The following is a 24,459-nucleotide window of genomic DNA, read 5'->3' as shown; positions in this document are numbered from 1 at the left end:
TGCTAGTCAACCGTGGGGCCTGCTGCTACCAGCGGCCCCTTATCCAAAGAACGTATGCCTACTCCTGTGAACGAGTCCCACCGCCCGGAAAAGCCACCGGTCGCGTATTCCATCTTAGACCTGGCCATCGTCTCGCAAGGCGATACGGTGAAGCAGACGCTGAACAATTCGTTGGCGCTGGCTCAGGCCGCCGAAGCAGCTCACTATACCCGCTACTGGCTGGCCGAACACCACAACTCTGATAACATCGGCAGCAACGCGCCTCCCTTGCTCATCGGGTACGTGGCGGAAAACACGACGACCATCCGGGTGGGCTCCGGCGGCATCATGCTTCCCAACCACTCGCCCCTGCTAGTGGCCGAGCAGTTCGGCACCTTGGCACAGCTCTATCCGGGCCGCATTGATTTGGGGGTGGGCCGGGCGGCGGGTACCGACTCGCCGACCGCAAAGGCCATCCGGTCCGATTTCATGCTGGCCGCCCAGGCCTTTCCGCAGGAAATCGGTAAGATTCAGACCTACTTCTCCCCGGCCAACAAGCAGGCTGCCGTGCGGGCCCCGATTGCCGAGGGCACCGAGGTACCGCTGTACATCTTGGGTTCCAGCACCGACAGCGCCCACCTGGCGGCCAAGCTGGGCCTGCCCTACGCGTTTGCCAGCCACTTTGCCGCCACGTACTTACACCAAGCGCTGCAGATTTACCGCGACGAGTTTCAGCCTTCGGCGGCGCTGAGCCAGCCTTACGCCATCGTGGCCCTCAACGCCTACGTGGCCGACACCGACGAAGAAGCGCAACGACAGTTCACAAGCGTCATCCGGATGTTTGTCGGCATGCTGACCGGGCAAACGAGAGAGCCCCTGCAGCCGCCGACTGCCATGACCGAAGAGCTGCAAGACCTGTGGCAGCACCCATCCGTCTACCAGATGCTCAGGTATTCGTTTGTCGGCAGCAAACAAGCCGTCAAACAGCAGCTGCAAGGCTTTCTGGCCGAAACCCAGGCCAATGAGCTCATCACTGCGTCCAGCATGTATGCCCTGGAAGACCGGCTCAAATCCACCCGGTTGTTTGCAGAAATTATGCAGGAGATTAACGAAAACAGGTAACGCCAAAAGGCAAGTAGCCCCTAACAGGCTGCTCAACCTTACTTCCGAAATGCGCCCAGACTGGCTCCTTCCGTAGGGCCGTTTTCTGATTATCACCGTAAGGAAGTGGGTGGCCATCCGGATGCCCGCTTTTTCTTTTCCTTCCTGCCTATGCCTTCGCTACATCCCAGCACCGCTACTGACAACGAGCTGACCGATAACCGCCACCGTCCGCCCGTGCGCACCGAGTACCGTACCACCGACGCACCGCTCATCGTCACGCCCACCTTCCTGACGCGCGCCGACAACACCCCGCGCGCCGCGCGCACTATGGACCCCGGCTCGACCAAGGGCCGCCACGGTGAGGGCATCGAAAACCCCGACGCTGAGCCGGCTGAAATTGCCCTCGAAGCGAATCCAAACCTGGCCTATGAGCACTGGGACGAATATTGGCGCAAAGTGCACGGCCCCAAGTTTGCTTACGAGGAACCCGGCACCGACAACGAGCCCGTGCTGCGCTACGACCAGGTGCACCGCTTCGCGGGCGGCCCGTCATCATACTTCCGCCCGCCCTACCAGGCCATGATTACGGAAGACAAAAAGCTGGTGCGTGACCCCTACGCCCAGGTGCCGGCCTACCAGCGCCCACGCTTCGACGGCTTCGCCTACATCGCCTACGCCGCTGAGGCCGACATCCAGAAGGTGCTTAAGCAGCCGCAGTACGATAAGCGCATCATCGCCGACGAGCAAACTGTGTTCCGCCTGGTGACCCGCGAGATTGCCCGCGAGTACATCCTGCTGCCCAGCCCCCAGCATCGCGACCCGCTGAGCTTGGTCAAAATTCACTACCGTCGGCCTGAGCTGAGCCGGGAAGAATTCCAGCAGCGCCTGCTTGTTACACACGCCGCGTTGGTGATGGCCCAGCCGGCCACCCACACCTACGTGCGCCGCTACGCCCAGCTGCACAACATCGGCTCAACCCAGCAGCCCGACCCGGAGGGAAATCCCATCGATGCGGTTTCGGTGCTCTCTTTCGCCAGCGTCAACGACGTGGAGGACTACCTCGCCACTGATGACTACCAGGCTGTTGAAGCAGATGAGGCTACATTCATCGACTCGGTGCGGTCCGAGTTCTGGACCGGTCTCAACTACAGCGTCATCAACCGTTTACTGCCCGAGTTGGCTACCCGCCGCTAAGCGGTTCGGAGTAGACTGGGTCCGGCTGCGAGTAAAACCCCAAATGCATAATGCTGGCATTGTGTGAGTAGGACTTGATGTTAATCCGGCATTTCCAGCGACATCCACATACGACGGGTGTCACAAGCAGTGCATTCCATAAGGAACTCCGTGGCTAGTGCATAGCGCTCCAGCACTTCCACATGGGCGTGTAGGGTTTCCTGCTGGCAGGTGGCGCAAAACAGCAATTCGGTAGCCTCAAGTTGCTCCTGCATAAACTGGAGTTCATCGTCCTTCATCATTGGCAAGGTAGCAGTTGGCTCCGGTCATTTGTGAACTACACGTTATTAGGTTGGTTTTCCCGGACGGCTATTTTCCAGCTTAAGCTGCTCGCCCAGCGCATTTAACCCCTGATCAATACGCTCGAAGGGAGCAAAGTGCATCGGCACGGCGGTGGGACCCGGTAGGTCGGCCGCTTTGACGCCTTGAAAGCCGGCCTCCCGGCGGGTTTGCCCAGCCCACTCGAACGTATCCTGAAATAGATGGTGATGCCCAGCCCGCAGCCGCTGGGCGTTAAAAGTGTCGCCTTGGGGACCATAGCCGGCGGCTATCTCTTGCAGGCGGCGCAGCGACGCATCCTTGGTGCCCTGCTCGAGCTCCTACGCGGCGGAGATGCCGAGCTTGTTGTAAAAGACGCCGTGGGGGGGCCGTAAAATTATCCATCGCGGGTAAATACAAGAGCGGTGATTCTCGTTAGCAGGGGCCAAAAAATTAGCCCGACCGAAGCCGGGCTAATGCAAATAAAGACCTGAGAAGGAGCCGAGTTAGGCCACGTGCGATAGGGTGTGCTTGAAGTCGTGGACCTTCAACTGGCGCAGGTGCCCATCGTGGGGGCACCCACGGTGGGCAAGTCAATATAGCCGGCGATGTACTGCGCGTGCAGCTCGGCCAACCATTCGGGCTCCTGGTAAGCGGCCCTGGCTGCGGGTGATGCCCAGCGACTGGTTTATGGTATACCGCCGCTGCTCATGAGTTTGTTCGCGGGGACCAAACTACTGATAGTAACAACCTTAAATGTTCATAAGGTACAGTACGTAAAAGCAGAATGAGAGTAAAAATTAATTAAAAAACCTGACATTATGGTGCCCCGGTGCCCTTTACAGCATGGGCTCATTATCAGGCATCTGCCCTGGCTTAAGGGTGTTGGCATACTGCCCTACAATGCCCGCCACGTCCTCGCGGATAAGCTCAAAATTGGCTTGAATCACCGATTGAAGCGCGTTTACCGGGCCTGTGCTGGGGGTAATACCGGCCTGGCGGGCTGCGCGCCACTGACTTAGCCAATCCTGCGCCCGCTCCTCCCCTGCCGGCGCCTCGGCCAGCGCCGGCAGGGGTCCTCCCTCAAAGGTGGCCAGCGGGTGTAGCGGGTACGAGCCGGGCGCCGCTTGGCGCTCCACTTTGCCTTGGAAAAAGGGCTGCTCGGTTTCCACGGTCTGGCCGATGAACTCGCCGGTTTCGAGCGTAATGGTGTCCTGCAGGCGCACTAGGCTGCGCTCCTGCCAGCTCACGCTTTGGCTGGCGTTACTGCCCGCCCCCCGGCTGCCGCCGCTCTGACTGCGGCCCCGGCTGGCCGACACCATTTCCCGGTCTTCCTTGCCCACCAGCTCCGAGACGAATTTGGCCGTTTCCAGGGAGTTGACCTTGCCGAAAAACTGATTGTTGAGGTTGCTCACCATCACTTGCATCTTGTCGCGGCCGTAGGCGTCAATCATCTGACTTAAATCCTGGGTCATGTAAATCATGGCCACCTTGTTGCTGCGGGCCGTGGCCGGTATCACCTCCAGGTTGGGCACGTAGATGGTCGCGGCCTCGTCGAGAAACACGTAGCTCGGGTGCTTGTGCTGCTGGTTCATCAACTTCAGCGCCACAGCCACAATGCAGCTGATAACCGGCGAGAAGGTTTCCTTCAGCGTGGGGTCGTTGCCCACCACCAGCACCTTGGGTGCCTGCGGGTCATTCAACTCCAGCGAAAACCCCTCCCCTCTTGCCTCGTCGGGTGTGAGCACCCAGGCAATTTCTGGCGAGTTGATGCGCGTGAGCACAATCTGCAGGGAGGCAATGACACCGGCCACCTGCTTTTCGGCCCGCTGCTTTACGGCCGTGGTGATGGAGCGTACCATGTCCCCACACTCGGGGTCGGTGTCGAGCATGCTCAGCACGTGGGTGAAGTCCGGGTGCAGGGCCGTGTTCACCACGTGGGGCAAAGTGCAGAAGACGGGGAAGTTTTTCTTGTAAAACCAGATGATGGCCGTCAGGAAGGCGTTGGCGCTGGTGTCGAAGAAGTCCATCTTCTTGATGCTCTCCGGGTTCAGGTTGGCCATGATGGCGCGGGCGTACTCATTGGCATAAGCTACCACCGGCATCTTGTCGGCCCGCAGCGGGTTTACTCGCTCGCTGCGCTCCAGATCTTTAAAGTTGATGATGTGCAGCTGCACTTCAGGCCTGCCCCCCTCCCCTACCGCCGCGGCTTTCGCATCGGCCAGTACAAACGCCTTCTGGGCGGCCTCGGCCAGCACCGGAAACTTAAAGTCGTAGATGAGCCCGGCAAAGCCCTTTTCGGTGAACTGCTCAATCAGGGGCTCCCCAATCGAGTACGACTTGCCGGCCCCTGCCCCGCCGAGCACCAGTGTGCCCCGAAACGGGTTAGGAATGTTTATCCAGCCCCCGTCCGTGGTGGCCAAACTAAAGCCGTGCTCGGAGACCTGCTGCCGGCGCTCGGTGCGCAGCCCGAACCGCTCGGTTTTGTGCAGGGCCCGCGCAATACCAGCCGCCATGCCCGCCCCCAGCACGAGCAGGGCGGCGCTAGGGTACAGCCAGGCAATAACGCCAGCGGAAAACGAAGCCAGCGCCAGCAGCAATGCCCCACCCACCAGGCCTACGCCGGCGGCCCCCAGTTGAATGCGCCGCAGCTGCAGCTGCGTGGGCTGCCAGCGGCGCTGGCCGGGCCGGGCGGGCGGCGCTTGGAGTAGCAGCGCGAGCAATAGCCCGGTTACCAGCACCGCTGCGCGCACAGCCAGGCCATAGCGCTGGTAGAAGCTCACCAGCCCCGCCAGCAGGCGGCTGGTGATGGACGCTCCTAGGCCAGCCGTGGGCACGCTTGGATCCGCCGCAGTGGCTTTGAATGCCGGATGGGACAGCAGGTAGTACTCGCCGGCAGCCAGCAATACTAACAGTAGGCCTAAGGCCAGATACAGGCCGGTCAGGCGGTGGGTAGCCGGCTGCCGGGGAGCGCTCATCATGCTCATGAGATAATGGAATGAAGTGGTTGGCTCATTGGGGTTATAGTTCAGGCTCCCATTGCCGGTGCCCGCGCTGCTCGCCGATGTCCTGGGTGGCAACATGGTCGGGGCCGCTGGTGGCGCGCAGGGCCTGCTGAAAGCTGTGCAGGGCTTGTCGCACCTGGTGGCCGGTTTGGTCACGGGCGGGCTCCTCGCGTCCGGTGGCTAGCAGGTGGTAGGCATTATCCAATGGCTGCCCCTGCCGGGCGCGCCCCTCCAGCCGGCGGAGCCGGTCGTAGAAAATGCGGTCGTAGCCCCGCCCCTGCGCAATGCGCTGCACCCGCGCCTCATCCAGCCGCTGGCTTGGGTCCGCCTGCCGGTTTAGCTGCGCGACGCGCTCGGCAATGCGGGAATTTCGCTTGGGGTTGGGCTCGGTGATGGCCGGGGCAGCTCTTCGGCTGGGAGTTGGGCCTAGGTAGTGAAATTGGCGCTCGAATAGCACCCGGGCCTCGTCCTGCCAGTCACGCAGGCAGAACCGGCTAATCCGTCCGCCGGGGTTCAGCGTGACGCGCTGCGCTCTATCCCGGGCCGAAACGATCACGTGGATGTGGGCCTGCAGGCCGGGCCGCGCCTGCCCCGGTCGGGCCTCCCCGGCCCGCACGGCTGCGTCGGTGCCGCGGTGGGTGCGCTCGTGGTGGATGATGGCTCCCCACACCAGGTCATCTTTCCCCACGGCCCTGCCGTCTTTGAGACGAAAGCCGGCGGCGTAGGCGGCCATCACCTCCCGGGCATAGGCACGCAGCTTCGCTTCGTCGCCCCCGCCGATGTGCGCTAATTCCTCGGGGCTCGGAGAAAGCACCAGGGAGTGAAACTTGGCCTCCCCTACCCGCAGTCCTTTGACGTTGCCGTCCAGGGAAGCCAGCACCGCCTCCCGGTCCAGCCGGTCCTGCTGGCCATCAAAGAAGCGCGCTTCTTGGCCGTTTTGGTGGGCCTCGTGGGTCAGATAATTTAGCGCCTGGGCCGCACTCCCCTGATTATTGTAGGCTTTTTTGCCGTTTGTTTTAGGATTAATAAGCTTGGCGTGCATGGCATCAACCCGGATTTAACACGTTTTCTTAAGCGCCCTACTATCCAAGGCAGCTGCCCCAGCTGCCACAGCTTCGGCGATGCGTGCCTGGTTTTTCTGCTGTATTTTATGCAACGCCTCGCCTCCTTCCGGGGCCAGTAAATTCTCTACCACGCGTAGCGTTTGTTCCTGCACTGCCTGCTGCCGCAGCTGAAAGCGCAGCATTTCCAGCAGTAGCCCCCGCTCCTGCTCCTGCAGGTAAGAGAATACCCGGTCGCCCAGTCGCTTCACCTCGGCCATGATGAGCTGGCCTTCCCGGGCCTGCGATTCCACCGGGTTCAGGCCTCGCTCCGCGAAGTAGCGAATGGCCGCATCAGCGTACTCGGTGCGGGTAATGCCCAACCGCGACGCCTCTGCCCCCACCAGGCGGTGGGCCGGGCCACTCACGGTAAGGTGCTTGACGGCGGAGCTATTTCTGGGCTGCGGCAGGGTGTTCTGTGGTTGGTTGTGCATACCAGTAACTTTAATTTTTAGAGATTGACAATCAATATTTTAGCTTACCGGATTAAGCAATATCAACTCTGTTGATATTTAACCAGCATTTAATCTGCGCGTTAGCGCGGATAAATACTGGTCTTCTTGCTAAGTACCATCAGGCTAGCTAAGTACCATCAGGCTAGCTAACTACCATTAGGCCGGCTGCTCACTACCGGTAGTCTTGCTGGCTAAGCAGCTTCCAGCTACCAACCTATCCATGCGACGTGCTTACAGTCGTTCCCGTTTAATGACACGCCGGCGGAATCACGCGGTGAAGTCATTGAAAAGGCTATCTGGACGGGGTTAGCAAGGCTAATGGAGCCCATCAGTCGATTTATTTATTTCTCAGGAAACAAGTAAACTCTAAAAGCAACTTCAAATCTTGGTCGCTTTACGACTCGTATTGCGCTTTGTTTCTTAGGATTATAGGAAATAAGTTTCTTGAGAACTTTTGCATAATGTTTACTGAGGAATTTGCTTCTTGATTTATCAAGAAATTCTTATTCTTATTTTTTAAGAAATAAATAAATTGGAAAATAAGTATTGTATTTGCTCACTTTTTTAAGAAATAAGAAAATTGGGAAATAAGTATTATGCTTGCTCGTATTTTTAAGAAATAGAGCAAATGGAAAATAAAGATTTTAGTTTCTTAATATTTTACTTGTTTTATTTTCCAGGAAATAAAAAAACAAGTTTACAAGTAGATTTGAAAACCGGGAAATAAGTTGCTTATTTTGCAAACTGCTTCTCCGGTGGCTTTCCTCATTAGTTCCCCCTGCCTTATGAAAATCATTTGCGTTGCCAACCAGAAGGGTGGCATTGGTAAGAGTACCCTCATCACTGTGCTGGCGGGTGCGCTGGCCGCCGACTACGGCTACCGCGTGCTGGTGGTCGACGCGGACTCCCAGCAGACGCTGGCGGGTGTGCGCCTCACCAACGATCAGCCGAGCGTCGAGCTGGAGCGCGCAGCTGGTACGCTAACCGAGCCGGCCTTTCCCTATGCGCTGGAATCGGTGGGCATGGGCCAGGTGTATGATCGGCTGGACGAAATCAGCGACGATTACGACGTGGTGTTTATTGACGTGCCGGGCCGCTCGGATGACACGGCTATGATTGACGTGCTCAGCGGCGCCAACGTGGTGCTCGTACCAGTAGGGGCCTCGGATGCCGAACGGCTGGCCACGATTTCCTTTATGCAGCTGCTGCAGGAGATTTCCCGGCTCTCGCGGGAGCAGGGGCTGGACTTCCAGTTCTTCGGCGTGCACTCGCACCGCACCAACCTGAAGGAGGAAAAGGACATGGACGAATTCACCGATGCCCTGGGGCTGCCGCGCCTGCAGGCCTCGCTGCGCCAGCTGGGCTGCTACAAGCGCCTGTCTACCCGATACAGCTACCTAAATCCGGCCTATCGCCGGGCCGTGGGGGCCGATGCCTCGGTGGAAGCCGAAGTACGGGCCCTGTGCGACGAACTGATTGCCCGCGCCGGGCTCACCGCTGAACTCGTATCGTAATGGCCAAGATTCAACGCCTGAAAATCTCCACGGACGAGAAGATGTCCATGCTGCGCGGGCAGCCGGGCCACATGCCGGCGGCGCTCCCAGCTGCAGAGCCCGCAGCTGCCCCGGCGGCGGCACCAGCTCCTGAGCCTGAGCCTGCGCCCGTACCCTCACCCGAACCAGCGCCAGTAGCTCCGCCAGTGGTAGAGGCCGCGGCTCCAGCGCCGGCACCTGTGGCAGCAGCAGTAGCAACACCTAAGCCGGTTGCCGCTGCAACGCAGGCAGTAAAGCGGGGCAGGGGTCGCCCCCCCAAAGCCGAATCACCAGCCGTCGAAGCGGCCCCTTCCGGGCTGCAGCCGTCGCTGATTCGCCTGGAAGGGGAGACGCAGCGGGCCGCATTGGCCTACATCCACGAGGAGCTGATGTACCACAGCCGCCGGGTGTATCTGAAAGAGCTGGTCGACGAAGCGGTCAACTACTACCTGCAGCACGGCCCGCCGGCCAAAGGCAAGTAGGGGAGGGGCCGTGGAGAGGGCAATTGCGGCCCATTCCTCAAGCTCCGCCAAGTCATAGTTTGGGCGTGGGGCTGCGCTGGCGCAGCCTGTTCTTCCCTATCACTGCCCAGAATCCCTTTGCCTGCCTGTATGCCCGTGACGCCGGTTCCACTTCCCCTCCGCTCTTTGCCGGCCGACCAGCTGCTAGGCGACTTACTCGCCGTGTCGATGACTGGGGTCATCTACTACACCCCCCTCTACGACCCGGCCGGCTCGGGGCAGATTGTGGATTTTACTTTCGAGTACCTCAACCCCACGGCCCAGCGGATGATGCGCATGCCGGAGGTGCCCACCCGGACCCACAACGAGCAATGGCCCCACAGCATCGCGCACGGCACGTTCGACTTCCACGTGGACGCTTTCGTGAGTGGGGAGTCCCGCGAGTATAACATCAACTACCAGGCCGACGGCTACGACAACTACTATCGCCTCGCGGCCCGCCGCTCCGGCGACGGCCTGCTGGTGAGTTTTACCGACACTGCTGACCAGCCCCGCTCGCCCGTGGAAGTGGCCCTGCGGGAGGCCCAGACCCGGGAGCAAGCCGCCCGCACCGAAGCCGAAGCGCAGCGCCAGCGCCTTCATCACATCCTAATGGAGCTGCCCGCCAAGATGGCTACCCTTTCCGGGCCGGAGCTGACATTTGCCCTCGTGAGCCCCGGCTTCCAGCAGCTCTTTCCCGCCCGGGCCATCCAAGGGCTACCCATCCGCGAGGCCCTGCCGGAACTGGTGGGTCAGCCCCATCTGGAACAACTCAACCAGGTGTATCGGACGGGCGAGCCCTTCTACGGCACAGAATTAGAAACCTGGGTAGACTTCGCCGGCACCGGGCAGCCCCAGTGCCGCTACTTCAACGTGTTTTTTCAAGCCCTGCGCGACGCCAACGGGCACGTGGATGGCGTGCTCAATTTTGCCTACGACGTCACGGAGCAGGTAGAGGCCCGGCAGCAGTTGGTGCAGCTCAACCAGGAGCTAGAAAGCCGGGTGCAGAGCCGCACCCTCGAACTGCAGGAAAGCGAATCCCGCTTCCGCATCATGGCCGACGCGGCGCCCAATCAGGTCTGGGCCGTGAACCCGGATTCGACCATGCGGTACGCCAACCAGGCCTTTCTGGACTTTGTGGGCGTAAGCCTGGAGCAGTACGTGGCGACGGGCTGGGCGGCTTTTCTGCCGGCGGACGAGCTTGAACTGGCTCAGACCACGCTGGAAACGGCTATCCGCACCCGTTCGCAATACATCCTGGAGCACCGCCTGCGCCGCCACGACGGGCAGTACCGCTGGCTGCTGGCCCAGGGCGCGCCCAGCTTCTACCCCAACGGCGACCTCTACGGCTACGTGGGCTCGGCCATTGACATTACCGAGCTGAAGCAAACCAACCAGCGCCTGACCCGCACCAACCAGGACCTCGACAACTTCGTGTACGCGGCCTCCCACGACCTTAAGCAGCCCGTTAACAACCTCGTGGGCCTCTTTACAGAGATGCGCCGCAGCAGCACGTTTGCCGACCCCGCCGAGGAAGAGCTGCTCGTGCCCCTGGTGCAGGAGGCGCTGCAGCAGCTGGGCCGCACCATTGATGATCTGGCCACCCTGGGCGAGGCCCAGCAGACGGCCGGCAAGGCTTCGGCGGAAGAGGTGTCGCTGGCCGATTTGACGGAAGAAGTGGTGAACACCCTCGAACCCCAGGTGCGGGCGGCCCGGGCTCGCATCACGGTAGACTTCGCGGCGTGGCCCACCGTGGCCTTTGCCCGGGCCAACCTGCGCACCATCCTGCTCAATCTGCTCAGCAACGCCCTCAAGTACGCCGACCCGGCGCGGCCAGCGCGCATCCATGTTTCCGTGTGGGCCGACGCCGACCAGCCCGTGCTGGTAGTCAAAGACAACGGCCTGGGGTTTGACGCGGCCCGCTACGGCCCGGAGCTGTTTCACCTTTTCCGCCGGTTTCACCACCACACGACCGGCTCCGGGGTGGGCTTATACCTGGTCAACCGCATCGTGCAGGCCAGCGGCGGCGGCATCGAGGTAGACAGCCAGGAAGGGGAGGGGGCCACCTTTCGCATTCGGCTGGGCCGAGGGTAAACGGGTAGGCCGGGCGGTTCCCCTGGGATGATTTACCTGTTAGGCCGGCCGCCATAGCTCAGGGTTCCTGCAACCGGGCCGCAATTGCGGCCCGGGACTGCTGCACCGCAGCAGCGCGCGGTGGGCGGCGCCGAACTGCGCCGGCTCAATCATTAGGTCGGCATAGGTCAGCCGCTCGCCCGGCGGAAAAGCAGCACCTGCTGACGGACGCGCTGCGTAATCGACTCGGACATGGATAACGCGGGAAGTGGCTGGGTAAAAGCACGAAACAATGTCAAGTTCTTACAGGTGAAAACTTGTCATCGTTTACCCGACCGGAGCTCCTTTCGCGGGTGGTTGAGGGGCACCTTGCACTTCGGCCAGGACCACGGCGATAATATCCTGCACGGGTTCGTCGAGCAAGTCGGCCACGCGCAGCAGCTCGGCAATGGTGAGGGTAGAGGGGTCGGCCTCGCGCAGCTTGATGGTGCGGTAAGTCATGCGCAGGTGCTCCATCAGCTCGCGCTCGGTGAAGGTGAAGCGGCCATGGCGCAGCAAGTCGGTAAAGCGGCGCGGCGTCATGGCGGCGTCATCCGGGGGCAGTGGGGGAGGGGAGAGCATAGGCAGCAGGAAATCAAAACAATAAGTCAAAGGCAGCGGGACGGTACCCCACCGCTCCCGGCCCCGCCCGATACTGGGCGGGGTAAGGGGGAGGGGGGTTATTCCGGCGCTTGCTCCAAGGCCGTAAAGTGGGGGTTATGCCGTGCTGCTTCGGCCAAGGTATGCTCCTCCCACTGCGTGATATGCCGCATGATGTTGGTCAGCCAGCGGCCCAGCCGGGTGGGGTCGGCCTCGGCCAGAATTCGGGCCGTAGCGGTGCAGCGCTGCTCGTCGGTGAAGGCGGGGTGCTCCATGAGTCGCATCAGCTCGATGCGCTGCGTGGAAACCACCACAGCCGCGAGCATGGGCAGCGTTTCCTGCCCCAAGGCAACAACAGGCAAGGTGGGCAGAGCCGGCTGGGTCAGCACGGCCCCGGCATCAACGGGTAGTACGGTGGCGGGGGCGCCTTCGGGCTCGTTGTTTAACTCCATGGCTGCGGGGCTTGCGGTGGGTGGGGTTGGTCAGGGGCACCGTGCTCGATGCGGGGGCAGGTAGTCCAGTTTGCTACCAGGTCTTCGGCGGCTAGGGGCTCGTGGTTCCGGTCTTGGGACTGCGTAGGTAGGACAATGTTCACACCTTTGCCGTCATCCACCGAAAAGACGTTGTAGTACTTGATAAAGGACGTTTTCTCTTCCTCACCCGGTTGCTTGTCGGTGCGGGTGGTGACGGTGTAGTAAATCACGGGCATGCCTTTGGCCCCTTTGCGAATGTTGCCGCCCAGCTCCTTGGCCTGCCGGAACGTGAGAAAGAACGGCCTGCCGCCTACCAGGTGCAGCAAAAAGGCATTGATGCCGGTATAGCATGCCAGGGCTGGCGCCTACGGGTTGCCCCGCTTCAAAAGCCGCAATTACGCGGTTGGTAACAAGCTGATACACGTCGGGGCGGTCGGTTGGGCGGCGATGCTGGTTTGCTTTTTCATCGCTAAGTGGAGGCTAAGTGACTGTTTATAAAACGTTTCCTTGCTTATTAAACGCAAAACAACCGTTTTTGTTGCTTAAAAGACAACGAAAATATACAAAAAGGGGATTATTTTGTTTCTCTAAAACATTTGTTCCCACTGCCCCAACACCTTTGTCGAAAACTGCTGGCTCGTGCATCATGCACAGGCCTAGTGATACTGACAATTCGTGAAGCGATGTTAAACGCCTGGGCTTATGGTGATTCAACTAGTAATCCGGGCGAACCAGCTGGTCCGCTCGTTTCTTTTGCCCGTCATTCAGTTACAGAGGCCCAGCCTACGTAATACCATTTCCGACCCCCATAACTGCTTAATGCCTACGGCCCCGCCACTGCTCGACTTACTGCCTGTCTTCAACGCCCAGCCCGGCGCTACCCTGCTGCTCTCGCCCGAGTGGATAATCGTGGGCGCCAGCGAGGATTACCTGGTCGCAACCCTCACCGAGCGGGATATTATCGTCGGGCAACACATTTTTGATGCCTTTCCGGATAACCCCGACGCTCCTGAGGCCAACGGCGTGGCCAACGTGCGTGCCTCCCTGGAGCAGGTCATGGCCACCAAGCAGCCGCACGACATGGACCCGCAGCACTATGATGTGCCCGACCGCGCGCGACCCGGCCACTTCGTGGAGCGCCATTGGAAGCCCCGCCACACGCCCGTGCTCAACGCGGCGGGAGAGGTGCAGTTCATTATCCAGTCCGTGCAAGATATCACTGCCAGCCGCCTGGCCGAGCGGCAGCTGCGCGAGAGCCAGGCCGCAGAACAAGTGGCCCGCGCTGACGCCTATGCCCAGCGCCAGCGCTTCTACGACGCGCTCCAGCACCTGCCCGCCCAGATTGCCACCTACCACGGGCCCGACCACGTTTACCAGTTCGTCAACCCCCGCTACCAGCAATACTTTGCCACCCAGCCCTTGCTAGGTCGTTCCATTCGTGAGGTCCTGCCGGGAGTGGCCAAGCAGGGTATTTTCGCGCTCATGGACCGCGTGTACCAGACCGGGGAGTCCTTTGCGAATCCAGAAGTCGAAGCGTGGGTGGATTTCGCTGGTACGGGCCACCCCCAGCAGGTCTACCTCAACCTCTCCTTTCACGCCCTGCGCGACGGGCAGGGCTGCATCGACGGACTGCTCGACTTTTCCACCGACGTGACGGAGCAGGTGCGGGCCCGCCGGCAGCTTGAACAGCTCAACCAGGAGCTGGAAACCCGGGTGCAGGAGCGCACCCGCGAGGCCGAGCGCCAGCGCCAGCAGTGGGAGCAGCTGTTTCTGCGCGTGCCCGCCGCCATCTGTATCTTCGATGGCCCCGAGTGGGTGTATGAATTCGTGAATCCCGACTACCAGTCCATGTTCCCCGGTCGCGAGCTGCTGGGTAAGCCCCTGCTCGAAGCCCTGCCCGAGCTGCACGGCCAGCCCCTGGTGGGCATCCTGCGCCGCGTATACGACACGGGCGAGCCATTCCAGGCCACCGAGGTGCTGGTGCCGCTGTCCCGCACCGCCGGCGGCCCCGTCGAGGACATTTACTTTGACCTAACCTACCTGGCCCGCTACGACGAGCAGGGCCGCATCGACGGCTTCGTCACCTACGCCCATGACGTGAGCGAGCAGGTGCGGGCCCGCCGCGAGCGGGAGGCTCTGCAGGCCGAACGGCTGGCCGCAGCTGAACGCCGCGCCCTGGAACGCGAGGAGTTGTACCAAGTGTTCGAGCAGGCCCCCGTGGTGGTGGCCCTGCTGCGCGGACCCGAGCACCTTTTCCACTACCGCAACCCTGCTTTTCAGAGCCTGTTTCCAAACCGTTTCCTCATCGGGCGGCTCTATGCCGAGGCTATGCCGGAAATCGTGGCCGCCGGCCTTATGCCGGAACTCGACCGCGTGTACACCACCGGCCAGCCCTACTTCGGCACGGCCGTGCCCTTCGTCACTACCCCGCCCGATGGCTCCGCTCCCCACGAGCGGTACTACGATTTCAGCTACGAGCCCCACCGGGAAAACGGCGACATCGTGGGCGTGTCCATTATTGCCCACGACGTGACCGAGCAGGCCCCGCACTACCTGGTCAAGATTGAAAGCAACGCCGTGTTCGTGCGGGCCAGGCGCCGCAATCCGCCGCCCACGCCCATTTTGGTGCGCTACGGCTCACGCTATTGGATGGGGCACCTGGTGTACACCGGCCGGCCGGTCCTGCAGCTCTACGACTTTCAGGATGGCGGAAAGCTCGGTGTCAGCGCCGGCGGCAAGGCCCGCAACGGGGCCGGGGTGAATGACGCGCTGGCCCTGGACCAGGGCCACGAAAAGCGGGAGCTCGCCGAGGCGCGCCTGGCCAAGCTGGCTACCGCCAAGCACACTGATACCAGCGGGCTGCGCACGGCCGATAACGACCTCGTGCTCTCGCTGGCCAACGTGCGCAACGACAAAGACTTTACCTACCTGCGCCTGAAGCTGCGCAATACCACCACCATCGACTACGCCGTGGATTTCACCGACTTCGAGCTGGTGGAAAACTCGCGCAAGAAGTTCCTGGGCAAGAAGAAGAACGAAGCCCGGCGTTCCCTGGCGCCTGCTGGCGGGGCCGAAAGTCAAACCATCCCGGCCCGGGCCACGGGCTACCTGCTCTACGCCGTGCCCCTGTACGCGGCCACTGACCGGGGCCACCTGGAAATCACCCTGCGCGAGAAGTTCGGGGCCCGGGTGCTGGTGCTGAAAGTGCCAAGCAAAGTCATCAACACGGCAGATGCCATTTAACACTCTCCCCACCATGTCCGAGCACAACATGCGGCCGGTGTTTCCTGCCGGCGACAACTCCACTTCTGAACCACAGCCCGCTTCCGGTTCGGCTCCTGTACCCACTACTTCCACTTCGCCTCGATCTTCGATAGGAGAGCTGGCCCGCCGGCACTGGTTGCCCCTGCTCGTGGGCATCGGCCTGCTGACGGCGGTGACCCTGTTTTTTTACGCCCGCTCCCTTTCTCAGGAAGTAGCGCAGCAGGTCAGCCCCGTGGCGGCCTCTTCCCAAAATCTGGAGCCTACCATTGCGCCGGCCGCGCCCGAAGCAGCCCCGGCCCCTACGGACGTGCTGGAGCAAAAGCAGGCGGCCGCGCGGCAAGCCGGGGCGCAGCTACCGGGCTCCGTTCCCTCGCCCGACCAACTGGCTGGCGGGATGGCGGTCGACACGGTGGGTCAGGCGGCGCTGCGCCGGCGCACGGCACTGGCCGCAGCGGAGCGGCAGGCCCGGGCAGCCGCAAACCGCGCGGCCCTGCCGCCACCCGACTCCACGGAGGTGACGGCGGTGGATGCGCAGACGGGCGCCTACCGGGCCGTGCGCATCCCGGTGGGGCAAACCGGGGGCCGCAGAGATGGTTACGGCGCTGACCCGCGCGGGCATTTACGGGCCGAGGCCCGGCCGCGCACGGCGCCCGATGGAGTGCCCTACGAGCAAAACGACGACGTGCTGGACATGCTCGACGCGGCTTCCCCGGCCTCGCGCACCTCGTACGAGCAGATGACGGGGCGCCGCTATTTCGACCGGCGGGCGGCGGTGCGCTCCGGCGGTGCCGCTGCGCTAAGCAGCAATGGTGCGATGGCATTCGATGCCTTTGGCACTGTTAAGGCGGGCTCCTACCGATATGCCGCCGATAATGAGCAGGCACCGCTGCTGCCCGATATATTCTACAAGGCGGTAGTCAACGGCGAGCAGAAGGTTCGCACGGGTTCCGTCGTGCTGCTGCGCCTGGTCGAGGACGCCGTGATCAGCGGGCAGACCTTTCCCAAAAACCTGGTGTTCGCCGGCGTGGCCAGCGTCGAAACCAACCACGTGGCCATCCGCATCAATCGCCTGGGCCCCACCCGGGTGGCCGCCGACATCTACGACTACCACTACCTGCCCGGCCTGATGATTGACCCGCAGAAGCGCCAGCCGCTGCCGGCCGCCGATAATCCCCTCAACGATGCCCGCGCCCTTGGGGCGCAGGAAGTGGGCCTGGCCATTGACCGCTCGGCTTCGGCGGCCAACTCCGTGGTGGGGGTGGGTGGCCGGGTGGTGGCGGCCATGGTGGGCCGGGCCGCTACGCCGCGCCAGAAGCTGCGCGACGTGCGCCTGCCCGACGGGTACCCCGTGCTCCTGACTACCGGCGCGACGGATGCCAGGGCAGGAGCTCAATAATTTATTTTCTAAGAAATAAGTATTTCAATTTCTTATTTTTCTGATTATGAAAAAAATTGTTCAATTTACTCTGCTGGTGGCCTCGGCGAGCACGGTGCCATTTTTCACGTCGGCCCAGATGGTCGTTAACGACCCGGTGCACATGGGCGTGCACATCGGCCAGTTTGCCAAGCAGCTCAAGCAGTGGGGCGAGACTATTCAGAACTACCAGGTTATCAAAGACGCTCGCCAGATTGCCGGCGTGACGCGTGACATCACGGGCGAAGTCAAGAACATCACTGGCCAAACCCTCCTGCTGCAGCGCCAGATTCAGGCGGACCTACGCAAAGTGGAATCGGTGAAGGATTTGCGCTACGCTAACCCCCTGGAGCTGTTCAGCCGGGCCCTGGCCATGAACACCACCTCGCAGCCGGACTACATGCCCCCGGTAAATAAGGCCCGGCGGTTGCGCCAGGCTCTGCAGGGCCGCACGGAGCAGGATGTGGAAACGGTGTACCAGGCTTTCTCCGGGCTGGATATTGGCCGCAATGGGGCCCAGACCTTCACCTACCGCGACTACAAGAACATGCGGCAGGAAGCTTTTGCGTCAGCTTATGCCTACGAGGAGGTGCTCAAGAAAAAGAATGTTGAAACAGCCTTCAACTACCAAAAGATTGCCGACGAGATGACGGCGCAAAGCGTGGAGCTGATGGCCACGCTGAAAAACCCGGGCCGGTATTCCATGACCGAGGCAGAGCGCCTGCGGGCCATGGGTCAGGCCAATGAAAACATGGTTAAAGCCCTGCAGCTGCGCCAGGAAGCTGACCGCCTCATCCACGAAGCGGGCCGGCCTGGACCCGCGCGACAGGCCGTGGAAGGGGCATACCGGGACCAACTGCTGCAGAACCAGCTGTTAAAGAGCATCAGTCGTTCGGGAAGGTTTTAGATGCATAGGGCCACCAGCATCGCACCCGATAAAGTACTTGAAGGCTGTGTATCTGGGGCTCCCCAACTGCAGGCTCACCGCGGAGACTGGTTGCGGGCTTCGGCTCACCCTGGCCAGGTACCAAGCCATGTTCCGCTGGATTTGCTGGCCATAACGTAAGAAATGCAGGTCCTTCTTCTCTCCGTCAAGCCTAGGCTATCTCAGTTGGTTAAGGCCGAATGCGGCACTCGAATCGTGACCCAGGTGCCATCGCCTGGGGAAGAGCTGAGCACAAACTGCCCTCCCAGCAGCTTCACCCGGTCCTGCACGCTGCGCACGCCCAACCCCCGGGGGGCCACGGCCGGGTCAAATCCCTGCCCATTGTCCCGCACCCGCAGCTCCAGCCAGGAGCCCTGGGTGGTAATCAAAATCTGCCCCTGCGTAGCCGCCGCATGCCGGATAATGTTTGCGACCAACTCCTGCATCATGCGGTACAGCGGTAGAGCCAGCTCAATCGGCACGTCCAACGCGGGAGCTACAATGGCCTGTAGTTTCAAGTTGGCAGTACAACTCTCCAAGCAGAGCCGGCGTACGGCCTCAGCCAAGCCAAAGTCGAGCAGTACCAGGGGGACGAGCTGGTGAGAGAGCTCTCGCGTTTGGGTCAGGGCAGTGCTCAGTAGGTGAACGGCCTTGCGTTGACTTTCCGCGAAAACTGGCTCCAATGTCTTCTGGGACATCTGCTCCAAGTGCAGCTTGGCGGCGTAGAGCAGCTGGCAGATGCCATTGTGCAAGCCTTCGGCCATGCGCTGACGCTCGGCTTCCTGGGCCTCCAGCACCGCGTTGGCCAGCTGGCGCTGCTGGCCGAGCTGTAAAGCCAACAGCTCAGCTTCCGCCTGCTTGCGCGGCGAGATGTTTTCCACGCTCACCACGGCCCCGTCGTTCAGGGGTACGGCCGTCCACCGGTACCAGGCCTGCACCCCTTCCCCCTCGTAATACTGCTCGAGGTCCAGGGGCTGGCGGGTTTCCACGGTCTGCACCACGCCGGCGAATAGACCCACGGTCAGCGTGGTGGGCCACTGCTGGCGCATGCGCAGGCCGAGGACCGAGTAGCCGACCTGCCGTTCGGCCTCCGCGTTGGCCTGCACAACCTCAAAGTCCACAATCGTGCCCGCCGCGTCGCGGATGCTGCGCATCACGTGCAAGGCCAGCGGCGAGTTGTCGAAGACGGCTTCCAGCAGTACCTGGTTATCGGGCGGCGCTTGTAGGAGAGAGCGGCGTAGTTTGGGGACTTTCGGGACGGGCATACTCCTAATATACCGGCAAATACCATCGCTTGTGCCGGAGGTAGTTGCCACCAGGCCTTTCTTGGCCCTCCACGGCGGCCCCCTCGCCCAGAGGACCCTTCTGCACCGGGCCGGTTGCTCCTTCAGGGAAAGCCAGGAAGCATTGCCCGGCAGGATGGATATATCTCTGGAGCCAACCGGGCGGGGTTTTCTTGTACAAACGGCATTCTTAGGAGGAAAAAGGCGTATATGGAGTTTGTAACTGGCTTGGTAAGGGTGGAAATTTAAGCGCTGAAGCCTTCCTTTCCTTCCCAGCTGCCCGCACCCAGGGCCTCGAAAGCCGACTTGTAAGAGACCGAGCACGGCCGGAAACGGTTGGTAACGGTCGCCTTTCGCAGGACACTTCCTCAATACCTGGCCAGTACGAACGCATGCTGCTCGAGCAGGCCAGTGCCCTACAAGTAGCTGGCCTTTCTCTCGGCAATTGGTCAGACAGTGTCTGACCAATTGCCACCGACCACCAGCCCGTCGGCCTCGAGCCCGCCTGCTAGCTGCAGCGGCTGAGTTTCTAGCCTTTTATCGAATTAGCAGCCCTGGATACGTCGCGCAACGGGCCTTTTACGAGGTGCAAAGCGTGAGCAAGTAAGCGAGGCGTAGCCAGTACGCTTTACCTGTTTGGCCCCTCAGGAATCGAAGAGTATCGCCCGTTAACTTTTAGAGAGGGGCCATTGGGGATGGAACTTGCTCGTGGTAGGGTTAAAGACCAAATTCCAGCGCACGGGGGTGACCGTGAGCAGATTCGGGCCCCTGCTTGGTCTCGTTCCGGTTCACGGCCCCGATCCCAGTCCCAAATTTTACCCGGCCGGAGAAAGAATATAGCCTGGATCACCGCATTGCGGGCCTCGCCCTTATGCCCCCTACAGGCGGCGCCATCGATCTACGCTATGCAGCCAGTCTAGGATAGAGAGGCTCCGTGCCACTCGGTCCAGCTACCATAGGGCAATCGCCGGTGCGGTCATGGGTAGCAGCCTAGAAGGGGGCTAGGATTTGTCCGGCATTAGGGCCGCGGGGGCACCAGGGATTTTTGGGGGGCTTGCCCCGCCCCAAAGTCGAAAATATCTTCTGCAATTTGTAGTCCCAAGGGTACGCCCCCAATGTACTTACCCCCGATTTTCTTCGTAAAATCAGGGCGATTATTGTTTTTAACGGCGAAGGCATCGAACACCCAGTGCACGCCCAAGTACACCCGGCTGCGCCCGTTTTCTTCAATCATCTGCCATAATCCATCGGCAAAATCACGCCGGTGGCGTGGTCGCACGGTACCCTTATTGTCCGTGCTGACCCCGTTTAACTCATCGGACGTAAACTCGAGCCCTTGAAATAACGTGTCCGCTACGAGGGTATTCGTCTGTAATCTTCCTCCTTGCCCATAGAATAGGCGGGTGATGTGAAAGGCCGCCGCCCCGAAGGTGGCATGCCCGGACGGATAGGCGGGAAAGGGCGGGGTAAAGTTCTTGCCCAGCCGGTTCGTCCTCGGCCCTCCCAAGGGTAGCCACTGGCTGTCACAGTCATCCGAGACATTGTTGTTGGCTTCGGTGGCACCGGGCCCCATGGACCGGTCGTGTTCGCGAATCCCGACCACCGGCCGCCAAAAATTATAGATAAACTTCTGATCCCAGGCGAGAATCCCCGCATCGGCCATGGCCACGTTCACGAACGCGAAGAGATGGGCGTTCTCGGCAAATGTATTCGGCACCGCCGGGTTGCCAGGGCTACGAGTCATGGCGACCTGACGGATGATCTGATTATAGAGACGCGGGGGCGTCCCGAGTTCAGCCACGCCGTCATAGGCCCAAAAGAGGCCGATTAAGGTTTGATCCACAGTCCTACCGGGAATCGTGTTGGGGAGCGTTCCCATCAGTTCGGGCATAATACCCTGCCCTCGAACCTCGCGTAAAGCCTTTACATACGCGGGATTATCGAGGAAGGGAGGCGCGAGCTCATGACGCGCGGTGATGCCAAACCCTTTGGATCGCGCCCCATAGTGCGCGCCATGATACCCCTGGCCGGGGTTGTCCGGATCAGGTCGATGGCCACTACGCGCTAGCGAGGGAACATACCCAGCGCTGGTGGCATCGGGGTCAAGCGCTCGGTCAGCAAGAATGGCCGTAGCAACCGTTAAGCCAAAAGCATGTCCTGCATTGGCCACATCCCCTACTCCTGCTAAGATTAGGTCAAAAAAAGGGCTTTGCCCGGGGTACAAACTCGAGAGGGTAGCGTAAGCTGCCGCTGCAACTGCCGTCCGGCAGCGCATTCCAGGGTGTATTCCGGTCTGGGTTAATCGGATAGCTCATCTAACGTTTGCAGGTAAGTCACTTGGCCTATTGGCAGCACAAACTACTGATCATTATCAGACATTAAAAAAGCATCTCATTTAATGTCTACTCTTATTTAGACCTCATTAGAAACTCACATAACTAAATCAGACATTGAAAATGCACTTTTCTTAATGTTTACTTTCTTTTGGGCCTCATTAGGATCAAGCATACAGGAGCAGACATTAAAAAAGAACATGTTTTAACGTCTCCGTTACCGTGGCTCAATCACTTCACAAGGGAACATATCGAGCACCTATTTGCCAACTTTAGGGTTTATAATCCTTCCTTATTTTGCTTAAGCTGTAGAAGACAATAGATGTAAACCGATGATTATCAGCTCGATATCGCGTATTTAATTTTCGATACGGGTGCTAACCCAGGTGATGTATCAGGTACTCCCTTTACAACTAACCATATAGAAACAAGAATTTGAATCGGAAGCAACGGCATAGCCATCGGGCCGATGGCAGGATATCCAAGGAACATCATCAAGGTTACCCCCGTGAACTGCAGACTGACGCCGATAACCCCAATTGCAGCTAACACCCGCGGCACCAGGTGAAAGCGTAACAACGAACAATAGAAAATAAACATCCAAGCACTGATGGCTAGCAACTGCGTGGCATGGGCCGAGCGCCTGGCAGATGCCACGGCGGCCCCCACCACCTGATACAGCTCGGAGTCAGCGGCCCCGGCTTCCATGAACTTGTTGCTAATGGCCAGCATCGACATTACAGTACCGGCCTGCACGATATCCAAGGTGCAGCTCACCCCGCAAACGATGATGAATAGGAGCGCCGCCGATGGACTGTAGCGCCGGAATAGGGGAAAAGTCGTAACCCCCAGATAAACGGTCAACGCGGAGCCAATGAACGAGAGCAGAACTGCCCCGCGAATCTGCAAAGAATGCGCGGCCACTTCTGTCAGGAAAGCCGGCGTGCCCACCGTTAGCGGCTTCGTCAAGATAAAGGGCAATGTGAGCGCGGCCGCTAATTGTAACAATAGCAAAATGCCGACTTTCCGTCCAACGGCAAAAGCCGTAGGGGTGGATGGGTAAGCGCTCTGTACTTTGGGGTCCAGCAGATTAGTGGGATGCATGGCAATGGAATTAAGCGCAGGTTGGGGAATCGAGTTAGGTCGTAAGCCCAAAGGCTTGGCGAATTGGGAGCGGAGCTGCTTGGCTCCGGCCGCTTGACAGGGAAACAGTATCACTCCCTTGCTGAGAAAGGCAACGTGTTGCGCCGCGGCTACTGCGGTAAGGCCCGCTCAGCTTCTCGGGCCCAAAGGGAGGAGCCAAGGTGCGGACACAGCAATAGTGGCGCTAGCTGCGCTCACAGCGCAACAGAACCCGTGAAGGGGTGCAATTACTATTGGCCCCTAGTAAACAGCCTATTGGGACAGGTTCAGGGCGCCTTGCTCCGGGTGCGAGAGTAAAATGTACTGTTTAAAGACATACCCCCAGGGTATGACGAGCAGGTCTAATACGACTCCCAGTAGGTTGGCCTTGGTAAGCCCCTGGGCTTGCGACAGTACTAACTGGTTTGCCGCCCATAAGGGATAGGCCACCATCAGCAGCCAAATCAGCTTGTAACCGAACTGTATCAACAGCAGGGGAATCATTTTCAGGGGATTTACCAGCCCTAAAATCGCCAGCGCCGATAACGCCCCCCAAAAACTGAAGGCTACTGCCGGCAATGGCTGCCACGCTACGGGATGGGTCACTATTTCGGTCCAGACCTGAACGCCCAACAGCAGGATTATCACGGCGTAAAAGAAGCGCAGGACCATGATTCGAAAGCGAGAGAGGCCCAGCAAGGGGGCAACCTGAAAGAACCGTTTGGTATGAGCTGCTGCATTAGCGGACATGGTAGGCTTTGAGCTCTTGTTGGGAGCTGCTTGAGAAGGAGTTACAGTTACCATAAGGGAAAGGGAATGTTGGTTCGTAGGTTATTTGATTTGGCTGTCGTGGCCAGCACTTCCCAGTACTAGGGACGTACGGCCGGCGCACCCCATACATGGGTCCTCAAAAAATACCGCCACGGCATGGCCACGATGGGGAGTACCACCCAGATAAAAACCCGGGTCATGCTTTCGGCCGGCGAACCGATTAACTCCTGCTTCACCCACAACGGGTAAGCCACGACCGATAGCCAGGCCACTTTGTACACTACCTCAAACAAGACAATGGGCCGCACCTTGAGCGGCCGCCGGATGCCGATAACGGAGATGACGGAGTAGGAGCCCCACATGAACCAGGCGGCGGCATTGGCATTGTCCCAGGGGCCCCGGTGCGTTAGAATATGCGCCCATGACTCGTAGGTAAGAAAGAAAAACACCAGCGTAAAGAGTAGCCGCAACCGGTAGATGTTGAGGCGGGGCACTCCCTCGTAGCGTTCATAATCCCGCTGGAACACATGGAATCGAGACGAACTCAGCCCGCGCTGGTTGGCTGACGAGGGTACGTTGAGGGACTGCATAGTCAGTAGCCTTGGTTGGGAATTTCACGAGCGTATAGCTAAGCTAAGGCCTTGTCCCAGGCATTGCACACGGGTGTCTATGAACGACGGGTTATCATCAACAGAAGACCGAAAGCAGCTGACTTTTTGCCGCTTACATCTTGTATTTTTGTCTGCCGCGCCAGCCAGACCGGCTTTCCCGCAATGCCCGAGCAGGCGTCAAGGCGGGCTGAAAGCGTTACCCACGCAAACCATCAATAAGTTACTCCGACGAATAAGCGCGGAAGCCTGCGACCAAGCCCAGGTAAAGGGGGCTGGGTAGCGGACGGAGAGCCGCTTTGGCCCATGCAGGGATGAGTCAAGGGCAAGCGGAGAACAGTAGGTCTTGCCAACACGATGCAAAAACCACCTTCCCTTCAACACACGC

The 24,459-nt window shown here is 60.2% G+C and carries 20 protein-coding genes; 8 read left to right on the top strand and 12 right to left on the bottom strand.

The genetic code is table 11. The features are described 5' to 3' along the window. Positions 1-54: 54 nt before the first annotated feature. Together CFT68_RS20465 and CFT68_RS20460 are read left to right on the top strand one after the other, a co-directional pair. Positions 55-1,101 (top strand): LLM class flavin-dependent oxidoreductase, encoded by a 1,047-nt coding sequence (locus CFT68_RS20465; protein WP_088845555.1) that lies wholly within the window; start codon positions 55-57, stop codon positions 1,099-1,101. 150 nt (positions 1,102-1,251) lie between these two features. Beyond that, positions 1,252-2,277, top strand: a complete 1,026-nt coding sequence (locus tag CFT68_RS20460) for an EthD domain-containing protein (protein ID WP_141106650.1) — start codon at positions 1,252-1,254, stop codon at positions 2,275-2,277. 80 nt (positions 2,278-2,357) lie between these two features. On the opposite strand, the gene CFT68_RS20455 is transcribed toward CFT68_RS20460, so the two are convergent. The 4 genes from CFT68_RS20455 to CFT68_RS20440 form a co-directional block, all read right to left on the bottom strand. Further along, the gene (locus CFT68_RS20455; RefSeq protein WP_088845553.1) at positions 2,358-2,558 is read right to left on the bottom strand and encodes a hypothetical protein; all 201 of its coding nucleotides are present in this window, start codon (positions 2,556-2,558) and stop codon (positions 2,358-2,360) included. Positions 2,559-3,413: 855 nt separating this feature from the next. Then, positions 3,414-5,555, bottom strand: coding sequence for a type IV secretory system conjugative DNA transfer family protein (locus CFT68_RS20450; protein ID WP_170934878.1), 2,142 nt, complete (start codon positions 5,553-5,555; stop codon positions 3,414-3,416). Between the two features lie 40 nt (positions 5,556-5,595). After that, complete coding sequence (locus CFT68_RS20445) at positions 5,596-6,621, bottom strand: DUF5712 family protein (RefSeq protein WP_088845551.1); 1,026 nt, start codon at positions 6,619-6,621, stop codon at positions 5,596-5,598. A 15-nt stretch (positions 6,622-6,636) separates the two neighbouring features. Continuing rightward, positions 6,637-7,113 (bottom strand): hypothetical protein, encoded by a 477-nt coding sequence (locus CFT68_RS20440; RefSeq protein WP_088845550.1) that lies wholly within the window; start codon positions 7,111-7,113, stop codon positions 6,637-6,639. Between the two features lie 806 nt (positions 7,114-7,919). Between CFT68_RS20440 and CFT68_RS20435 the strand changes: the two genes are divergently transcribed. The 3 genes from CFT68_RS20435 (at position 7,920) to CFT68_RS20425 (ending at position 11,260) form a co-directional block, all read left to right on the top strand. Beyond that, positions 7,920-8,648: a ParA family protein gene (locus tag CFT68_RS20435; RefSeq protein WP_088845549.1), complete on the top strand. Its 729-nt coding sequence runs from the start codon at positions 7,920-7,922 to the stop codon at positions 8,646-8,648. Then, positions 8,648-9,148: a hypothetical protein gene (locus CFT68_RS21625; RefSeq protein ID WP_141106649.1), complete on the top strand. Its 501-nt coding sequence runs from the start codon at positions 8,648-8,650 to the stop codon at positions 9,146-9,148. The genes CFT68_RS20435 and CFT68_RS21625 overlap by 1 nt, the downstream gene beginning before the upstream one ends. 129 nt (positions 9,149-9,277) lie before the next feature. Continuing rightward, positions 9,278-11,260 (top strand): PAS domain-containing sensor histidine kinase, encoded by a 1,983-nt coding sequence (locus CFT68_RS20425; protein ID WP_088845548.1) that lies wholly within the window; start codon positions 9,278-9,280, stop codon positions 11,258-11,260. A 306-nt stretch (positions 11,261-11,566) separates the two neighbouring features. On the opposite strand, the gene CFT68_RS20420 is transcribed toward CFT68_RS20425, so the two are convergent. The 3 genes from CFT68_RS20420 to CFT68_RS20410 form a co-directional block, all read right to left on the bottom strand. Continuing rightward, the gene (locus tag CFT68_RS20420; protein WP_088845547.1) at positions 11,567-11,860 is read right to left on the bottom strand and encodes a hypothetical protein; all 294 of its coding nucleotides are present in this window, start codon (positions 11,858-11,860) and stop codon (positions 11,567-11,569) included. A gap of 98 nt (positions 11,861-11,958) precedes the next feature. Beyond that, positions 11,959-12,330 carry a hypothetical protein gene (locus CFT68_RS20415; protein ID WP_088845546.1) on the bottom strand — a complete coding sequence of 124 codons (372 nt, stop codon included), beginning with the start codon at positions 12,328-12,330 and terminating at the stop codon, positions 11,959-11,961. After that, the gene (locus tag CFT68_RS20410; protein WP_170934877.1) at positions 12,321-12,677 is read right to left on the bottom strand and encodes an ArdC-like ssDNA-binding domain-containing protein; all 357 of its coding nucleotides are present in this window, start codon (positions 12,675-12,677) and stop codon (positions 12,321-12,323) included. The genes CFT68_RS20415 and CFT68_RS20410 overlap by 10 nt, the downstream gene beginning before the upstream one ends. 493 nt (positions 12,678-13,170) lie before the next feature. Between CFT68_RS20410 and CFT68_RS20405 the strand changes: the two genes are divergently transcribed. From CFT68_RS20405 to CFT68_RS20395, 3 genes are read left to right on the top strand one after another with little or no spacing between them, the layout of a single operon-like run. Continuing rightward, positions 13,171-15,594, top strand: a complete 2,424-nt coding sequence (locus CFT68_RS20405; RefSeq protein WP_170934876.1) for a PAS domain-containing protein — start codon at positions 13,171-13,173, stop codon at positions 15,592-15,594. Between the two features lie 13 nt (positions 15,595-15,607). Next, positions 15,608-17,011, top strand: a complete 1,404-nt coding sequence (gene traM / locus CFT68_RS20400; RefSeq protein WP_170934875.1) for a conjugative transposon protein TraM — start codon at positions 15,608-15,610, stop codon at positions 17,009-17,011. A gap of 46 nt (positions 17,012-17,057) precedes the next feature. Further along, a complete protein-coding gene (locus tag CFT68_RS20395; protein WP_088845542.1) occupies positions 17,058-17,936 on the top strand; it encodes a hypothetical protein in 879 nt (292 codons plus the stop codon). 200 nt (positions 17,937-18,136) lie between these two features. On the opposite strand, the gene CFT68_RS20390 is transcribed toward CFT68_RS20395, so the two are convergent. The 5 genes from CFT68_RS20390 to CFT68_RS20370 form a co-directional block, all read right to left on the bottom strand. After that, positions 18,137-19,219, bottom strand: coding sequence for a sensor histidine kinase (locus CFT68_RS20390; protein WP_088845541.1), 1,083 nt, complete (start codon positions 19,217-19,219; stop codon positions 18,137-18,139). 1,036 nt (positions 19,220-20,255) lie between these two features. After that, a complete protein-coding gene (locus tag CFT68_RS20385) occupies positions 20,256-21,080 on the bottom strand; it encodes a vanadium-dependent haloperoxidase (protein WP_170934874.1) in 825 nt (274 codons plus the stop codon). A gap of 829 nt (positions 21,081-21,909) precedes the next feature. Beyond that, positions 21,910-22,674, bottom strand: a complete 765-nt coding sequence (locus tag CFT68_RS20380) for a DUF4386 domain-containing protein (RefSeq protein ID WP_141106648.1) — start codon at positions 22,672-22,674, stop codon at positions 21,910-21,912. 291 nt (positions 22,675-22,965) lie between these two features. After that, positions 22,966-23,442, bottom strand: coding sequence for a hypothetical protein (locus tag CFT68_RS20375; protein ID WP_088845538.1), 477 nt, complete (start codon positions 23,440-23,442; stop codon positions 22,966-22,968). Between the two features lie 119 nt (positions 23,443-23,561). Next, positions 23,562-24,053 carry a hypothetical protein gene (locus CFT68_RS20370; RefSeq protein WP_088845537.1) on the bottom strand — a complete coding sequence of 164 codons (492 nt, stop codon included), beginning with the start codon at positions 24,051-24,053 and terminating at the stop codon, positions 23,562-23,564. Positions 24,054-24,459 lie beyond the last annotated feature (406 nt).

It is taken from the genome of Hymenobacter gelipurpurascens, assembly GCF_900187375.1.
In the GTDB taxonomy this organism is placed as follows: Bacteria; Bacteroidota; Bacteroidia; order Cytophagales; family Hymenobacteraceae; genus Hymenobacter; species Hymenobacter gelipurpurascens.
The sequence above is the reverse complement of the archived record's forward strand: the minus strand, read 5'-3'. Positions and strand labels throughout refer to the sequence as shown.